The following is a 15,811-nucleotide window of genomic DNA, read 5'->3' as shown; positions in this document are numbered from 1 at the left end:
TAGATTGATTATGATCATAAAGGAGTTGATGGATAAAACCTTGACCACCACCAATTACGAAACCAGGTTGACTGTTGGTAGCAATGGCGAGGCCGTCAATCTTTTTGGCCACCAGGATGAAAACCTGAAATTTATTGAGAGCCATACCTCAGCCCGGATCGTAGCCCGGGGGAATGAACTGACGTTAAGCGGGACGCGCCAGGAAGTTGAAGAACTGGAAAGACTATTCCGGCAGTTAATTAAACTGGCCCGTTCCGGCACGACCATTAATACAGCAACCATTAACTACACCTGGAACCTGGTCCGGCGCCAGGATGACATGGCGGGCAAGACCGACCTGGCCCAGGCCCTGGGGGAAGTACTTTACGTTACTCCCCGGGGCAAACAGATTCGCCCCAAAACCCTGGGGCAGCTTCGCTATGTCCAGGCCATGCGCCGTTATGATATTGTCTTCGGCATCGGCCCGGCCGGTACCGGGAAAACCTACCTAGCAGTAGTTATGGCCGTCAACGCCCTGCGGTCCCGCAGTGTGGAGCGGATAATACTCGCCCGGCCGGCAGTTGAGGCTGGGGAAAAGCTGGGCTTCCTGCCCGGCGACCTGCAGGAGAAGGTTAACCCCTATCTGCGGCCCCTTTATGACGGCCTTTATGATATTTTAGGCATGGAAACAGCACAAAAGTATATGGAAAAAAATATTATAGAAGTAGCGCCCCTGGCCTATATGCGGGGGCGCACCCTGGATGACGCCTTCATTATCCTGGATGAAGCCCAGAATACTACGTCGGAACAGATGAAGATGTTCCTGACCCGCATTGGCTTTGGCTCCCGGGCCGTCATTACCGGTGACGTTACCCAGGTAGACCTGCCCCGGGATACAACCTCCGGCCTGGTGGAAGCCCAGCAGATCTTAAGGGGTATTGACGGCATCGCCATTGAGTATCTAACCGAAGCCGATGTCGTCCGCCATCCCCTGGTACAGGAAATTATTAAAGCATACGAGAGGAGTGACCGGATGTGCCATGGCAGCGGCTAGAACGGTTAATGCACCCGCTGCTGGTCCGGCTTGGTCCTAAATTTTTAAGATCCAGGGTCATCTGGGGGATGGCCCTGTTTGCCGTTGCCGTAACCATTACGGCCCTGGATTACCTGCCACAAAAGCTGGATCTAAAAGTGGGGCAGCCCAGCCCCCAGGATTTCAAGGCTCCCCAGGGTATTGTTTACGAAAGTGAGGTTTTGACGCAAAAGGCCAGGGAAGAGGCGGCCCGGCAGGTAACTCCCGTTTACCGGGTGGACAGCTCGGTGGAAGCTGCTCTGACCGGCCAAGTAGATAATATTTTCCAGTCGATAAGGGAAATTAATAATAGTACGAGTGACAGCAACGAACGGGTGGCCCGTTTAAAGGCCCGGTTAAGCCAGTTAAAATTAACGGCACCCACCCTCCAGGCCCTGGCGGCAGCCGATGCCACTACCCTCAATAACCTGGCCGGCATTACCAGGAATATTGTCAACCAGGTAATGGGCGAAGCTGTACCCCAGGATGCCGTGAGTATCGCCCGGGACAAGATGCTGGCTGCAGTAGAGACGGCGGGAATTGAGACCCGCTATAAACCTGTAGTTGCAGCTATTATCCAGCAGCTGGAATTAAAACCCAATCTCATCTATGACGTCGCCGCTACCATGCAGAAGCGGGAGAAAGCTGCCGCCGAGGTGAGCCCGGTCCAGGTAACCATCCGCCAGAATGAAAAGATCGTCAGCGATGGCGAACTGGTAACGGCGGAAGATATTGAAGCCCTGCAAAAACTGGGCCTCCTGCGCTCCGGGGCTTCCTGGGGCGCGCTTTTTGGCCTGGTCTTTTTCCAGGCCCTCCTGGTAGCCCTGTTGCTCCTGTATTTACGCTTTTTTAAACCGGGTATTTATAACAGCAACCAACTGTTATTGTTGCTGGGTCTTTTATGGCTGATTTTCCTTGTTTTTTCCCGGGGCGTAGCGGCCATCAGCCTGAGCAGCCGGGCAGAATTTACCCACCTGGTGGGATATCTCATGCCGGTAGCCGCCGGCTCCATGCTGGTGGCCATCCTGCTGGATGCCCAGGTGGCCGTAATTTTTACCATCTTCTTGGCTCTGGAGGCAGGGATAATTGGCGGCAATTATTACCAGATTGCGGCCATGGGCGTTGCCAATGGCCTGGCGGGTATTTACTGTGTCACCCATTTAAGCCAGCGTTCGGATCTCGCCCGTTCCAGCCTCTTTTTAATGCTGGTCAATCTGTTAAGTGTTGTCGCCCTGGGACTGATGCTCAAGTCCACCCTGTCCCAGTTGAGCATCGGCGCGGTCCTGGCCCTGGCCAATGGCCTGCTGTCAACAGTCCTAACCATCGGCTTCCTGCCCTTTCTGGAGAACAGCTTTGGCATAACTACGGCGGTGAAGCTCTTAGAGCTTTCCAATCCCAATCATCCTTTATTAAAGCGCCTGCTCCTGGAAGCCCCGGGCACCTACCACCACAGCATCCTGGTGGGGAACCTCGCCGAGGCGGCGGCCGATGCCGTGGGGGCCGATTCCCTCCTGGCCCGGGTAGGAGCCTATTACCATGATATCGGGAAGCTAAAGCGGCCCTACTTCTTCATTGAAAACCAGGTGACGGCGGAAAACCCCCATGACCGGCTGTCACCGAGTTTAAGTACCCTGATCATCTCCTGCCATGTCAAAGACGGCCTGGAAATGGCGCGGGAGCATCGCCTGCCCCGGGTTATCCAGGATATTATTGCCCAGCACCACGGCGCCAGTTTGATGACCTATTTCTACCACAAGGCCCGGGAAAGCGGCCGGGGCGACAGTGTCAGTGAAAACGACTTTCGCTATGAAGGGCCGCTACCCCAGAGCAAAGAAGCCGCCATAGTCATGCTGGCCGACAGCGTCGAAGCCGGCATCCGTTCCCTGCCCAAGCCCACGCCTGGCCGCATGGAGGGTTTTGTGCGCAAAATTATCCGGGAAAAGCTGGATGACGGCCAGCTGGAGGCGAGCGATTTAACGTTCCGGGAACTGGCTGTAATCGCCGAGGCCTTTATGCGCGTTTTAAACGGCATCTTCCACACCCGGGTGGAATACCCGGAAGTGGTCCTGAAGGAAATGGAAAGGAGAAAAAGCCGTAATGGAGTGCTCCATAAACAATCAGCAGGATGATTACCCCCTGGGAGAGGAGCTAATATCCTTGCTGGAGAAGGTTCTCCAGGAGGCCGCCGCTATGGAGGGAGTGGGTCCGGGAACCGAGGTAGGCCTGACCCTGGTTGATGACGCCGCCATCCAGGACCTCAACCGGACCTACCGGGGTATTGATGCCCCTACCGACGTCCTTTCCTTTGCTTTAGAAGAAACAGGCCCCGGGGAACCTGCTTTTGTTGATCCGGGGGTGGACAGGCTCCTGGGAGATATCGTTGTTGCGGTACCCACGGCCGCCCGCCAGGCGCAAAACTACGGCCATTCCCTGGCCAGGGAACTGGCTTTTCTCACCGTCCACGGTTTCCTGCACCTCCTTGGCTATGACCACGGTACAGAAGAAGAAGCCGCCAGGATGGAGGCGCGCCAGGAAGCAATACTCGCCAGGATGGGGCTGGAGCGGTAATGCTGGTCAAGTTCCGGGCCGCCCTGGCCGGGGTCCTCTACTGCCTGCGGACGCAGATCAATATGGTCATTCACCTGACAGCCATGGTGGCCGTCATAGGGGCCGGATGGTATTTCCAGGTCCAGCCCTGGGAATGGGTAGCACTGACCATAACCATCACCCTCGTCCTGGCTGCCGAGGCCTTCAATACAGCGGTAGAAGTGACCGTAAATCTCTATACTGGTAAATACCATCCCCTGGCGCGCATCGCCAAGGACGTCGCCGCCGGGGCCGTTTTAATTACCGCCCTGGGGGCGGTAGCCGTGGCTTATTTCATTTTTGGCCCGCGCCTGGGACTTTAGGAGGATCTGGCCCTTGCGTCGTTTGCGCCGTTTCTTTCTCACCGGAGTTATTGTGACGCTACCCGCGGTAGCAACCATTTACGTGCTATGGCTGGTCTTTAATTTCCTCGACCAGCTGGCAGGGAAGGTAGTAATTTTACTCCTGGGCCAGCGCATTCCGGGGCTGGGGCTGGTGGTCACAGTAACTGTGGTAATAGTTGCTGGTTTCCTGGCCACCAATTATATCGGGCGTTTCCTCTTAAACCTGTGGGATGAACTCATGTACCGCATCCCCCTGGTCAACTCTATTTACCGTACCGTCAAGCAGATGGTAGAAGCCATCTGGCGGGAAGACAAAAAGGCCTTTCAAAAGGTGGTAATGATCGAGTATCCCCGCCGCGGTATTTTTTCTTTAGGCTTTTTAACCGGCCCGGCCCCGGCCGAGGCCAGCATGCGGGCTGCTGCCGACCTGGTAAACGTATTTATTCCCACCACCCCGAATCCCACTTCCGGTTTCCTGCTTATGGTACCTGCCGAGGATGTCGTCCCCCTGGATATGCCGGTGGAAGACGGGATCAAGCTGATTATCTCCGCCGGGGTAGTAGGGCCCGCGGGGCGTACTGCCGCTGCCGGCGGCGGGACAGGCTGGAGCCAGCTTTTAAATGGTCTGGCCGCGGAGGGTACGGTAAAGGATTCTGGCCGGCGGGGCGGGCGGGTTACCGTCCAGCAGACCCCAGGCGGCCAGGAGTTCCTTTAAACCCCTGGTCAGGGGATAGGTACTTACTTCATTGAGGGGAACCCAGCAGGCGGCTGCGGCATCGGTGGCCGGGCGCAAGTTCCCACCCTGGTATTCAGTCCAGAAATCAATCAGGACGTAATGGTATTTAATCCGGCCGTTGCCATCGGTATAGATGCTGTCCAGGACGGCAATGGGCGGCCCGGCAGCTACTATGATGCCACACTCTTCAAAAACTTCACGTTCCACAGCCTCCTGGGCCGTTTCCCCCGTTTCCTGGCCGCCACCGGGCAGGCTCCATAAACCTGCCGCCGGCGGTGAACCCCGGCGCACCAGCAAGATATGACCTTCCTTAATGACCACCGCCCCTACCCCCACAACAGGGTGGGGAGGATAAGTTCGTTTCATTACCTCACCCTTTTCGACCATTTTTTCCCAATATCAAAACCTAAAGAGCGTAGCCGCCGGATTAACTCTCGCCTGCTTTAATATTATATCCCAGGGTAAGAGGGCGGGGCCAGTATTTCGTTAAAATTGACCTCTAACTTAACTGAATGGTAAAATTAGATAGGGAGGAAACCTCAGTGGCCTGTAATCCAGAAGATTTAATAGCCATGGCAGCCGGGGCTAAAGAGAAGGCCTACGCGCCTTATTCCCGCTTTCAGGTGGGTGCGGCCCTGCTTACGGCCGGGGGCAAGGTCTATACCGGCTGCAATATTGAAAATGCCTCCTACAGTTTGACCACTTGCGCCGAGCGGGTGGCCCTGTTTCAGGCTGTGGCTGCCGGCGAAAGGGAGTTTGTCGCCCTGGCTGTCGTTGGCGGGGATCTCGCAGCCTGTTTTCCCTGCGGCGCCTGCCGCCAGGTACTGGCCGAATTTGCTCCGGAGCTGGAAATTATCACCGGCCAGCCAGGTGGTCCCGTTCACCGCCGTTCACTCAAGGAGCTGTTACCGGATACCTTTACCTTGAAATGAGGTGCCTGTTCCTTGGCCGAAGAATACGTTTCCGGCTTTGCCGGGCTTATCGGCCGTCCCAATGCCGGTAAATCCACCCTCTTAAACCGGCTGGTGGGCCGCAAAATCGCCATCATGTCCGATAAGCCCCAGACGACCCGCAATAAGATTTTAGGGGTACTTACGACAGACAGTTACCAGATCGTTTTTTTAGATACTCCCGGCATCCACAAACCCCAGCACCAGCTGGGGGAGTATATGGTAGCCGTGGCCCGGAACACCCTGGCCGAAGTCGATGTCGTCCTTTACGTGGTGGACGCTGCCGTTTCACCCGGGGCCGGTGAGGAATATATTATCGCGCAATTAAAAGAGGTGGCTACCCCAAAAATCCTGATCCTCAATAAAATCGACCTGGTGGATACTGCCACCCTGGACCAACGGGAGGAATTTTTCCAGGCCCGCCTGGATTTTAAAGCCGTCCAGGCGGTGTCGGCCCTGGCAGGTACCAACGTAGCTGCCCTGCCGGAGATAATTAGTTCTTTCCTGCCGCCGGGACCCCAGTATTATCCTCCGGATATGGTAACCGACCAGCCGGAAAAATTTGTCATGGCCGAGCTCATCCGGGAACAGGTTCTCCGGGTGACCAGGGAAGAAGTTCCCCATGCGGTGGCCGTAGTAGTGGAAGAAATAGCCCAACGACCCAATGATTACCTCTATGTCGACGCCGTGATTTACGTGGAAAGGGATTCCCAGAAGGGTATTATCATTGGCCAGGGAGGGCAGCGGCTAAAAGAAATTGGTACCCAGGCCCGCCAGGAAATGGAAGCCCTTTTAGGCAGCAAAATTTTTTTAAACCTGCGGGTACGGGTAAAGAAAAACTGGCGCCAGCAGGAACTCGCTTTGCGGCAGCTGGGTTATGACCGCCGGCTCATCCAGTAGAAACCTGGTATAAGGCTTTGCATTCAGGCCAGTCTATTTAGTACCTGAGCAGTGGAGAAACCCGGAAAGGATGACGACCATGACAATAAACGAAGCCTGGTGGCAATTGTTTACCCTTACTGGCAGCATTGAGGCCTACCTCCTTTACCGTGGTATCCTGGAACCCGTTGAATCCTCTCCTTCAACTACCAGCAGCCCGCAGGAAGGTCGTAGTTAGCTTTCTGCCGGTCAAGGAGGCCGGCGCGGGAGCTGGCGATTAAAATAAAGCCGGGTTGTAAAAGTTCTTCCGGAGGTCATAAAAATGGCGGGTTATTTCCGGACCGAAGGCATTGTCCTGAAAACCCGGGACTACCGGGAAACTGACCAGCTATTAACCATCCTCACCCCCCATTATGGTAAGCTGGACGCCATCGTAAAAGGGGTGCGTAAACCCAAAAGCAGCCTGCGCAGCGGTACCCAGCAGCTCTGCTGGTCCCGCTTTTTATTTTACGCCGGCAAAAGCTTGGCCACCGTCACCCAGTGTGAGGTGCAGTCTATCTTCGCCCCTTTACGCCAGGACCTGAGGCGCCTGGCCTATGCCTGTTACCTGGTGGAGATAGCCGACAGCGTCGTCATGCCCGGCCAGGTGATCCCCTCCATGTATAATCTTTTAAAACAGGGGCTGGAGTTGCTGGCCGTGGCGCCACCGGGACTGGTAGCCCGGGCCTTTGAAGCCCGGACGTTAAAAATCCTGGGCCTGGAGCCCCGCCTGGACCGCTGCGCCTCCTGTGGGGGACCTTTAAGGAGTGCCGGGGGGGTAATCGTAGCCCCGGCCGCTGGCGGTACCATTTGCCCGGACTGCCGGGGCCGGGAGGGTCCGGAGTACCAGGTAATGCCGGGAAGTATAAAGATCTGGCAACAGTTAAATCATATGAACTGGCGGCATCTCCGGCGATTGCAGATTAGCCCTTACCTCGCCCGGGAGCTGGAGGAAATTATGCCCGCCTTTTTGGAATACTATTTAGACAGGAAACTCAAATCCCGTGCTTTGATTAATGAAATAGGGGGCAATGATGATGACGGAACTGGAAAAAATCGACCAGCTGCGCGAGCGCTTAGGATTAAGTTACCGGGAAGCTAAGGAGGCCCTGGAGCGGGCCGGGGGTGATGTCCTGGAGGCCCTGGTCCAGTACGAAGAGAGTACCAGGGAAGGGCTCCAGAAGGAACTGGCCAGCTGGAGCGGTAAACTGGTGGAGCGCATTCGCAGCATCCTGCGCCAGGGAAATGTCACGCGGATTAAAGTCAAAAAGGACGGCAAAACCGTGGCCGAAATACCGGCAACCGTTGGCGCCCTGGGGGTCCTGGGGGTCCTGGCCAGCAGCGAGCTGGCCATATTAGCAGGCTTGAGCACGGTAGCGGCCCTCTTTAACCGCTACACCCTGGAAGTAGAGCGGCGTGACGGCCAGGTGGAAGAACATCCCCTGGATGTAGAGAACCAGGTTGACAAGTAGAGGAGGTTTTGCTAAATTATTGTCATGTGAGGCTGGCAGGGGCCGGCCGCTATGTTACCACGAAAAGTTAGCTCCCGTCCCTGGCCAGGCGGGAGCTTTTTTATTCTCATATATAAAGGAGTAATTCCATTTGAATTTCCAGGAACTCATCATGACCCTGCAGCAGTACTGGGCGGCCCAGGGCTGCGTCATCCAGCAGCCCTACGACCTGGAAAAAGGAGCCGGAACCATGCACCCGGCGACTTTTTTACGGGTGCTGGGACCGGAGCCCTGGCGGGTAGCCTATGTCGAACCCTCCCGCCGGCCCACCGACGGCCGCTACGGTGAAAACCCCAACCGCCTCCAGCACTACTACCAGTACCAGGTCATCTTAAAGCCTTCCCCCGACAATGTCCAGGATTTATACTTAAAGAGCCTGGAAGCCATCGGCATCAACCCCCACGAGCATGACATCCGCTTTGTCGAGGATAACTGGGAATCTCCTACCCTCGGGGCCTGGGGCCTGGGGTGGGAAGTGTGGCTGGACGGCATGGAGATCACCCAGTTCACCTACTTCCAGCAGTGCGGCGGGTTTGACTGCCGGCCGGTGAGCGCCGAGATTACCTACGGCCTGGAACGGCTGGCCATGTATATCCAGCAGGTGAACAGCGTCTATGACATTGAATGGGTAGACGGCATCACCTACGGTGACATCCACCACCAGGCAGAGGTTGACTATTCCCACTACAACTTTACCGTTGCCGACATCAGCATGCTTTTTGCCCTTTTCAATGCCTACGAGGCTGAGGCCAGGCGGGTAGTAGAACAGGGCCTGGTCCAGCCGGCCTACGACTATGTCCTCAAGTGTTCCCATACCTTTAACCTCCTGGATGCCCGGGGGGCCATCAGCGTAACCGAGCGGACGGCCTACATCGGCAGGATACGCCATCTGGCCCGCCTGTGCGCCGCCGCTTATCTAGAGCAGCGGCAAAAACTGGGCTATCCCCTGCTAACCCCTTCCCCGCCAGCTGTCGTCTCCGGCCAGGACCGCAAGGACGCTTACGATGTCAAGGAGGGATAGCCCGTGGCCCGCGACCTTGTATTTGAAATAGGTACCGAAGAGATTCCTGCCCGCTTCATGCCTCCGGCCCTGGAGCAAATGGCGGCTCTGGCCGGGCAGCTTTTACAGGAGTACCGCTTAAAATACCAGCAGGTAACAACCTACGGTACCCCCCGCCGGCTGGCCCTTTACATAACCGGCCTGGCTGAAGAGCAGGAGGAACTGGTGCAGGAAATCAAGGGGCCACCGGTCAAAGTGGCCTTTACTGCCGACGGCCAGCCCACGAAAGCCGCCCTGGGATTTGCCCGTAACAACGGTGTGCCGGTAGAGGAACTGGTCACCCGTAAAATTAACGGCGGGGAGTATGTCTTTGCCGTCAAGAAAGAAGCCGGGCGGCCCGCCCGGGAAGTCCTGCCGGACCTGCTGGCGGCCGTAGTTAACGGCTTAACTTTCCCCAAACCCATGCGCTGGGGCTCCCTGGAGATGCGTTTCGCCCGCCCCATTCGCTGGATCCTGGCCCTCTTCGGGGAGGAGGTCGTCCCCCTGGAGCTGGCCGGTCTCACCTCCGGCCGCGTAACTTACGGCCACCGCTTCCTGGCCCCCGGTCCCCATGAAGTGCCGGCTGCTCCCGCCTACCTCCAGGTCCTGGAGAAGAATTACGTCCTGGCCGACCAGCACCGCCGCCGGCGGCTGATCTGGGAGCAGGTTACTCAACTTGCCGCCCGGGAAGGGGGGCGGGTGGAAGAAGACACCGGTTTACTGGAAGAGATCAATTACCTGCTGGAATACCCCACGGCCCTAACCGGCCGCTTTAACCCGGAATACTTAAAGCTCCCCCGGGAAGTAGTCATTACCCCCATGCGTGACCACCAGCGCTATTTCCCCGTATGGGATGACCGGGGCGAACTCCTCCCCCTGTTTATTACCGTCCATAACGGTACGGCCGGGCACCTGGATACCATCAGCCGCGGCAATGAAAGGGTGCTGGCAGCCAGGCTCGCCGACGCCGCTTTCTTTTACCGGGAAGACCAGAAGACACCCCTGGCTGCCAGGGTGGATAAACTGGAGGAAATCGTCTTCCAGGAAAGCCTGGGGACCATGCTAGCCAAGACCCGGCGGTTGATGCGGTTGAGCCGGATGCTGGTCCAGGCCCTGGACCTGCCGGGGGAGCTGGTCCCGGTTGTCGAGCGCACGGCGGAGCTGGCCAAGGCCGACCTGGTAACCTCCATGGTTTATGAATTCCCCGAGCTCCAGGGGATTATGGGCTCCTATTACGCCGCCCACGACGGGGAGGTCCCCGAAGTCTGCCAGGGTATCCGCCAGCACTACTGGCCGCGCTTTGCCGGCGACCGCCTGCCCGATTCCCTGACGGGTATGGTCGTGGGCCTGGCCGACCGCCTGGACACCCTGGTGGGCTGCTTTGGTGCCGGGTTAATACCAACCGGCTCCCAGGATCCCTACGCCCTGCGCCGCCAGGCCACAGGTTTGGTAACCATGGCCGTGGAACTCGATTTGAAATTTTCCCTGGCCGGGGTCATTGCTGCCGCCTATGAAGGTTATACGGAGGGCGGCATCCGGCTGGCCCAGGATTTAACCGCCGTCCAGGAACAGCTGGCCGGGTTCTGCCGCCAGCGGCTGGAGCATATCCTGGCCGAAAAAGGCATACGTTTTGATGTGATCCAGGCCTGCCTGGCCGCCGGCAGCGACGACCTGGCCGGCGTCTACCACCGCGCCCGGGATCTCAGCTCCTTCCGGGAAGAGGAAGGTTTTGCCGCCCTGCAGACGGCCTTCACCCGCGCCTTCAACCTGGCCCGCCAGGCCGGGGAAAGGTATGTTCTGCAGCCGGATGCATTAAAAGAAAAAGTGGAAATCGATCTTTACCGGGCCCTGGAACAGGTACGGCAGCAGGCGGAACCAAAGCTTAAGGCAGGCAATTACCTGGAAGCTTTAAAGGCCATGGCCCCTTTACGAGAACCCATTGACGCCTTCTTTGACGGCGTCTTGGTCATGGCGCCGGAAAAAGAAGTTCGCAACAACCGCCTGGCCCTGCTCCAGGGGGTCGTGGACCTGGTTTTTCAGGTAGCCGATTTTTCCCGCCTGGTTCCCTAGCAGAAATTTTTTGATAAGCAAGAAGGAAAATGGCTGGGTATGTGGTATACATTACAAAGTATACAGGCAGGGGGCCGGGAGGAGGGGTAAAAGGTGCAGCTTTCCCCGCGGCAACAGCAGATAGTGGCCATCGTTAAACGTTCCGGGCCCATTACCAGCCAGCAGATTGCCGAGGAGTTAAATCTTACCCGCGCCGCCCTGCGCCCGGACCTGGCCGTCCTCACCATGTCCGGTATCCTGGAAGCCCGTCCCCGGGTAGGCTATTTTTTAAGCAGCAAACCCTCCCAGGCCCTGGTGGCGGAAGAGATTAAAAAAATCAAGGTGGGAGACGTCAAAGGACTGCCGCGGGTCATCAGGGCCGGTGCCTCGGTCTATGATGCCATCGTGAACATGTTTATCGAAGACGTCGGTACCCTGATGGTGGTCGACGAAGAAGGCCACCTGGAGGGTGTTCTTTCCCGTAAAGACTTGCTTAAAGCCGCCATTGGCGGCGGTGACCTGCAAAAGATGCCGGCCTCGGTGGTTATGACGCGCATGCCCAACATTATCTGTACCACGCCGGAAGAATCCGTCCTAACAGCAGCCCGTAAAATAATCGAACATGAGGTGGATGCCCTGCCGGTGGTCCGCCCGGTGGATGGGCAGGGTAAAAAACTGGAGGTAGTAGGCCGCCTAACCAAGACGACCATTACCAGGTTGTTTGTGGAACTGGGAGAAGGCGGCCGCTAGGAAGGAGGGTTTACCATCGGCGTTATCTACGTTATTTCCGACTCCTTAGGGGAAACGGCCGAATATGTGGCCCGGGCGGCGGCCAGCCAGTTTGACGGCGGCGAGCTGGATATCCGCCGGGTACCCTACGTGACCGATGCCGAGCACCTGGAAGAGGTCATCAACGAAGCGGCCCAGGAACAGGGCATTATTGCCTTTACCCTGGTCCTGCCGGAATTAAAAAAGCAGCTGCTGGAACTGGCGGCAGACCGGGGGCTGGCGGCCGTAGACCTGTTAGGCCCCTTGATGGATGCCATAGCCCGGGCGACGGGAGTGCAGCCGCGGCTGGAGCCGGGCCTCATCCGCCGCCTGGACGAAGATTATTTTCGCAAGATGGAGGCCATCGATTTTGCCGTTAAATACGACAACGGCAAGGATACCCGGGGCCTCTGCCACGCCGACCTGGTCTTAATCGGCGTTTCCAGGACTTCCAAGACGCCGGTGTGTATGTACCTGGCCCACAAGCGCCTGCGGGCCGCGAATCTCGCCCTGGTACCGGAGGTACCCCTGCCCGAAGAATTGCTTTCCCTGCCACCGGAAAAGATAATAGGGCTGACCATTGATGCTGAGAAGTTGTACCAGATTCGCCAGGAACGATTGAAAACCCTAGGTTTGCCAGGGCAGGCCGACTACGCTACCAGGAGCCGGATTGAACAGGAACTGGCCTATGCCAGTAAAGTCATGGACCAGCTGGGCTGCCCGGTGATTGATGTTACCAATAAGGCCGTCGAAGAGACGGCCGGTAAAATACTCCAAATCTATTATCGGAGGGAAGGTTATGGCAAGTAAAAAGTATGTCTACCTATTTAGCGAGGGTAGGGCCGACATGCGGCGCCTCCTCGGGGGTAAAGGCGCAAATCTCGCCGAAATGACCAACATCGGCCTGCCCGTGCCCCAGGGGATTACCATTACCTGCGAGGCCTGCAATGAATACAACCGCCTGGGCCAGCAGTTCCCGCCTGGCATGGAGGAGGAAGTTGCCGCCCGCCTGAAGGATCTCGAGGCCATTAACGGGAAAAAACTTGGCGACCCCCAGAATCCCCTGCTCGTCTCCGTCCGTTCCGGGGCGCCCGTATCCATGCCCGGTATGATGGACACCATCCTGAACCTGGGGTTAAACGACGAGTCGGTTAAGGGCCTGGCCGCCCAGACGGGCGACGAGCGCTTTGCCCTGGACTGCTACCGCCGCTTCATCCAGATGTTTGGCAATGTCGTCCTGGGAATCGAACATAACAATTTTGAAGCTGTCCTGGAAAAACATAAAGAACGGCTGGGTGTCAAATTTGACAACGAGTTGACCCCGGAAGCTTTACGAGAGGTTATTGCCGAGTACAAGGATGTCGTCAAGAACCAGAGCGGCCGCGACTTCCCCCAGGACCCCCAGGAACAGCTTTACATGGCCATCCGCGCCGTCTTTGGCTCCTGGAACAACCCGCGGGCCATCGTCTACCGCAAGATTAATAAGATTCCCGATGACCTTGGTACAGCCGTCAACATCCAGACCATGGTCTTCGGCAACATGGGCCCCACCAGCGGTACCGGCGTGGCCTTTACCCGCAACCCGGCCACCGGTGAGAAGGGCGTCTACGGCGAGTACCTCATCAACGCCCAGGGTGAAGACGTAGTGGCCGGCATCCGTACGCCCAAGCCCATCAGCAGCCTGAAGGAAGAAATGCCGGAAGTCTACCGCCAGTTTGAAGATATCTGCCAGCTCCTGGAGAAGCACTACCGCGACATGCAGGATATCGAGTTTACCATTGAGAAAGGCAAGCTCTTCATCCTCCAGACCCGCAATGGTAAACGCACGGCGGCCGCAGCCGTTAAAATTGCCGTCGACATGGTCAACGAAGGCCTGATTACCAAGGAAGAAGCCGTCCTGCGCGTTGATGCCGAACAATTAGGCCAGCTCATGCACCGCCGCATCGACCCCAAAGCCAAACTGCAGGTGGTAGCCAAAGGCCTGCCGGCTTCCCCCGGCGCCGCCTCCGGCCAGGTGGTCTTCGACGCCGATGAAGCCGAGAAAATGGGCCTCGACGGGCAAAAGGTCATCCTGGTGCGTACCGAAACCACCCCGGACGATATTCACGGCATCGTCCAGGCCCAGGGCGTGCTCACGGCCCGGGGCGGCATGACCAGCCACGCGGCCGTGGTGGCCCGGGGCATGGGCAAACCGGCCGTTACCGGCTGCGACGCCATTAAGATTGACGTGGAAAACAAGCGCTTCTTTATCGGCGACCTGGTGGTAAAAGAAGGCGACATCATCTCCATCGACGGCTCCACCGGCAACGTCATGCTGGGTGAGGTCCCCCTGATTGACCCGCAGCTGACCGGTGAATTTGAAACCATCCTGGAGTGGGCCGATTCCTTCCGCCGGCTTAAAGTCCGCGCCAACGCCGACACGCCGGAAGACGCCAGGAGGGCCCGGGAGTTCGGCGCCGAGGGCGTCGGTCTCTGCCGTACGGAGCACATGTTTATGCAGGTTGACCGCTTGCCCGTTGTCCAGGAGATGATCCTGGCCAAGACCAAAGAAGAACGCGAAGCGGCCCTGGCCAAACTCCTGCCCATGCAGCAGGGCGACTTCTACGGCATCTTAAAGGCCATGGAGGGCCTGCCGGTGACCATCCGCCTCCTGGACCCGCCCCTGCATGAGTTCCTGCCCAATATTGAAGAGCTGCTGGTGGATGTCACCCGGCTGCAGGCGACCAACGGCGATCCCAAAGAGCTGGAAGAAAAGCAGGCCCTCCTGCGCGAGGTGCGGGCGCGGCACGAATTCAACCCCATGCTGGGCCACCGCGGCTGCCGGTTAGGTATTACCTATCCGGAGATCTACGCCATGCAGGCCCGGGCCATTTTCCAGGCCGTCGCCCAGCTGGTCAAAGAAGGGATCAAGGTCCTGCCGGAAGTGGAGATCCCCCTGGTCATCCATGTCAATGAGTTAAAGCGCCTCCACGAGCTGGTGGATGAAGTGGCCGCGGCTGTTAAGAAAGAGACGGGCGTCGACTTCGAGTACAAAGTCGGCACCATGATCGAAATGCCGCGGGCCTGCGCCACGGCCGATGAAATCGCCAGGGAAGCCGAGTTCTTCTCCTTCGGCACCAACGATCTGACCCAGACCACCTTCGGCTTCAGCCGTGACGACGCCGAAGGCAAATTCCTGCACCAGTATGTTGATGAAAAGATCCTGAAAGAGGACCCCTTCATCGTCCTCGACCGCGACGGCGTAGGCAAATTCATGAAAATGGCCGTCGAACTGGGCCGCAGCACCAATCCCAAACTGGAAGTCGGCATCTGCGGCGAGCACGGCGGCGAACCCAGCTCGGTAGAGTTCTGCCACCAGATCGGCCTCAACTACGTCAGCTGCTCACCCTTCCGGGTGCCGGTAGCCAGACTTGCCGCCGCCCAGGCCGCTTTGAAGGAGAAAAAGGGCCAGCTGGAGCAAAAGGGAGAATAATAAGGGAGGATAATAGAGAAAAAATTACAGGCTGCTGACTTTACACCGGTCGGCAGCCTTTTTTGATCTTATTACCATATACTGCCCCCACGGACCGAGGTTTTCGATGTAGCCGCTCCTTAGGGGTTTTTGCCAGGGTATCCGGGAACAAACAGCACGGATTAACTGGCATCAATGTAAGCGTCAAACCCAACCCACCTAGCACCAAAGCAACATTTATAGGATAATCTCCCTCAAGAACACCAACGGAGGGAGATTTTTTATGACCAAAGCCGAACGGCAAGCACTATGGAAAACCCGGATAGCCGAATACCAGGCCAGCGGGCAAAGCGTCAGAGAATGGTGCACCTCTCATGAAGACGTTAACCCCAAGCAATTATGGTACTG

The 15,811-nt window shown here is 57.5% G+C and carries 17 protein-coding genes; 16 read left to right on the top strand and 1 reads right to left on the bottom strand.

All coding sequences use genetic code 11. The annotated features are described in order from the left end of the window. Positions 1 to 10 precede the first annotated feature (10 nt). The 5 genes from MOMUL_RS13185 to MOMUL_RS13165 are packed head-to-tail and all read left to right on the top strand — an operon-like array spanning position 11 to position 4,696. Positions 11 to 1,033 (top strand): PhoH family protein, encoded by a 1,023-nt coding sequence (locus MOMUL_RS13185; RefSeq protein ID WP_330219214.1) that lies wholly within the window; start codon positions 11 to 13, stop codon positions 1,031 to 1,033. Then, positions 1,015 to 3,180, top strand: coding sequence for an HD family phosphohydrolase (locus MOMUL_RS13180; RefSeq protein WP_062285536.1), 2,166 nt, complete (start codon positions 1,015 to 1,017; stop codon positions 3,178 to 3,180). Before MOMUL_RS13185 ends, MOMUL_RS13180 begins: the two co-directional genes overlap by 19 nt. Further along, positions 3,149 to 3,619 carry an rRNA maturation RNase YbeY gene (ybeY, locus tag MOMUL_RS13175; RefSeq protein ID WP_062285534.1) on the top strand — a complete coding sequence of 157 codons (471 nt, stop codon included), beginning with the start codon at positions 3,149 to 3,151 and terminating at the stop codon, positions 3,617 to 3,619. Before MOMUL_RS13180 ends, ybeY begins: the two co-directional genes overlap by 32 nt. Further along, entirely contained in the window at positions 3,619 to 3,960 is a 342-nt protein-coding gene (locus MOMUL_RS13170) for a diacylglycerol kinase family protein (RefSeq protein ID WP_062285532.1), read from the top strand. The genes ybeY and MOMUL_RS13170 overlap by 1 nt, the downstream gene beginning before the upstream one ends. Positions 3,961 to 3,973: 13 nt before the next feature. After that, positions 3,974 to 4,696, top strand: a complete 723-nt coding sequence (locus tag MOMUL_RS13165) for a DUF502 domain-containing protein (protein WP_062285530.1) — start codon at positions 3,974 to 3,976, stop codon at positions 4,694 to 4,696. Here MOMUL_RS13165 and MOMUL_RS13160 read toward each other — a convergent pair. Next, on the bottom strand, positions 4,598 to 5,104 hold the full coding sequence (locus tag MOMUL_RS13160) for an NUDIX hydrolase (protein ID WP_062285528.1): 507 nt from the start codon (positions 5,102 to 5,104) through the stop codon (positions 4,598 to 4,600). The two genes, MOMUL_RS13165 and MOMUL_RS13160, sit on opposite strands and share 99 nt — an antisense overlap. A 155-nt stretch (positions 5,105 to 5,259) precedes the next feature. On the opposite strand from MOMUL_RS13160, the gene MOMUL_RS13155 reads away from it, so the two are divergent. From MOMUL_RS13155 to tnpA, 11 genes are all read left to right on the top strand, one after another. Further along, a complete protein-coding gene (locus MOMUL_RS13155; RefSeq protein WP_153018409.1) occupies positions 5,260 to 5,649 on the top strand; it encodes a cytidine deaminase in 390 nt (129 codons plus the stop codon). Between the two features lie 12 nt (positions 5,650 to 5,661). Next, positions 5,662 to 6,567, top strand: coding sequence for a GTPase Era (era, locus tag MOMUL_RS13150; protein WP_062285523.1), 906 nt, complete (start codon positions 5,662 to 5,664; stop codon positions 6,565 to 6,567). A gap of 70 nt (positions 6,568 to 6,637) precedes the next feature. Further along, a complete protein-coding gene (locus MOMUL_RS16320; RefSeq protein ID WP_153018408.1) occupies positions 6,638 to 6,784 on the top strand; it encodes a YqzL family protein in 147 nt (48 codons plus the stop codon). 84 nt (positions 6,785 to 6,868) lie between these two features. After that, positions 6,869 to 7,687, top strand: coding sequence for a DNA repair protein RecO (recO, locus tag MOMUL_RS13145; protein ID WP_062285521.1), 819 nt, complete (start codon positions 6,869 to 6,871; stop codon positions 7,685 to 7,687). After that, positions 7,623 to 8,057, top strand: a complete 435-nt coding sequence (locus MOMUL_RS13140; RefSeq protein WP_054937278.1) for a DUF4342 domain-containing protein — start codon at positions 7,623 to 7,625, stop codon at positions 8,055 to 8,057. The genes recO and MOMUL_RS13140 overlap by 65 nt, the downstream gene beginning before the upstream one ends. Positions 8,058 to 8,187: 130 nt before the next feature. After that, on the top strand, positions 8,188 to 9,117 hold the full coding sequence (glyQ, locus tag MOMUL_RS13135; RefSeq protein WP_062285519.1) for a glycine--tRNA ligase subunit alpha: 930 nt from the start codon (positions 8,188 to 8,190) through the stop codon (positions 9,115 to 9,117). A gap of 3 nt (positions 9,118 to 9,120) precedes the next feature. Next, positions 9,121 to 11,205 (top strand): glycine--tRNA ligase subunit beta, encoded by a 2,085-nt coding sequence (gene glyS / locus MOMUL_RS13130; protein ID WP_062285515.1) that lies wholly within the window; start codon positions 9,121 to 9,123, stop codon positions 11,203 to 11,205. 93 nt (positions 11,206 to 11,298) lie between these two features. Then, a complete protein-coding gene (ccpN, locus tag MOMUL_RS13125) occupies positions 11,299 to 11,934 on the top strand; it encodes a transcriptional regulator CcpN (RefSeq protein WP_062285514.1) in 636 nt (211 codons plus the stop codon). A 15-nt stretch (positions 11,935 to 11,949) separates the two neighbouring features. Then, positions 11,950 to 12,762, top strand: a complete 813-nt coding sequence (locus tag MOMUL_RS13120) for a pyruvate, water dikinase regulatory protein (RefSeq protein WP_062285512.1) — start codon at positions 11,950 to 11,952, stop codon at positions 12,760 to 12,762. After that, the gene (gene ppdK / locus MOMUL_RS13115; protein WP_062285510.1) at positions 12,752 to 15,424 is read left to right on the top strand and encodes a pyruvate, phosphate dikinase; all 2,673 of its coding nucleotides are present in this window, start codon (positions 12,752 to 12,754) and stop codon (positions 15,422 to 15,424) included. Before MOMUL_RS13120 ends, ppdK begins: the two co-directional genes overlap by 11 nt. Positions 15,425 to 15,686: 262 nt before the next feature. Continuing rightward, positions 15,687 to 15,811 (top strand): IS66 family insertion sequence element accessory protein TnpA (tnpA, locus tag MOMUL_RS17925; RefSeq protein WP_407937695.1); only part of this gene is annotated, 125 nt, incomplete at its 3' end.

The organism is Moorella mulderi DSM 14980, assembly GCF_001594015.1.
Classification (GTDB): Bacteria; Bacillota; DSM-521; order Neomoorellales; family Neomoorellaceae; genus Neomoorella; species Neomoorella mulderi.
This window is presented reverse-complemented; position numbering and strand designations above follow the sequence as displayed.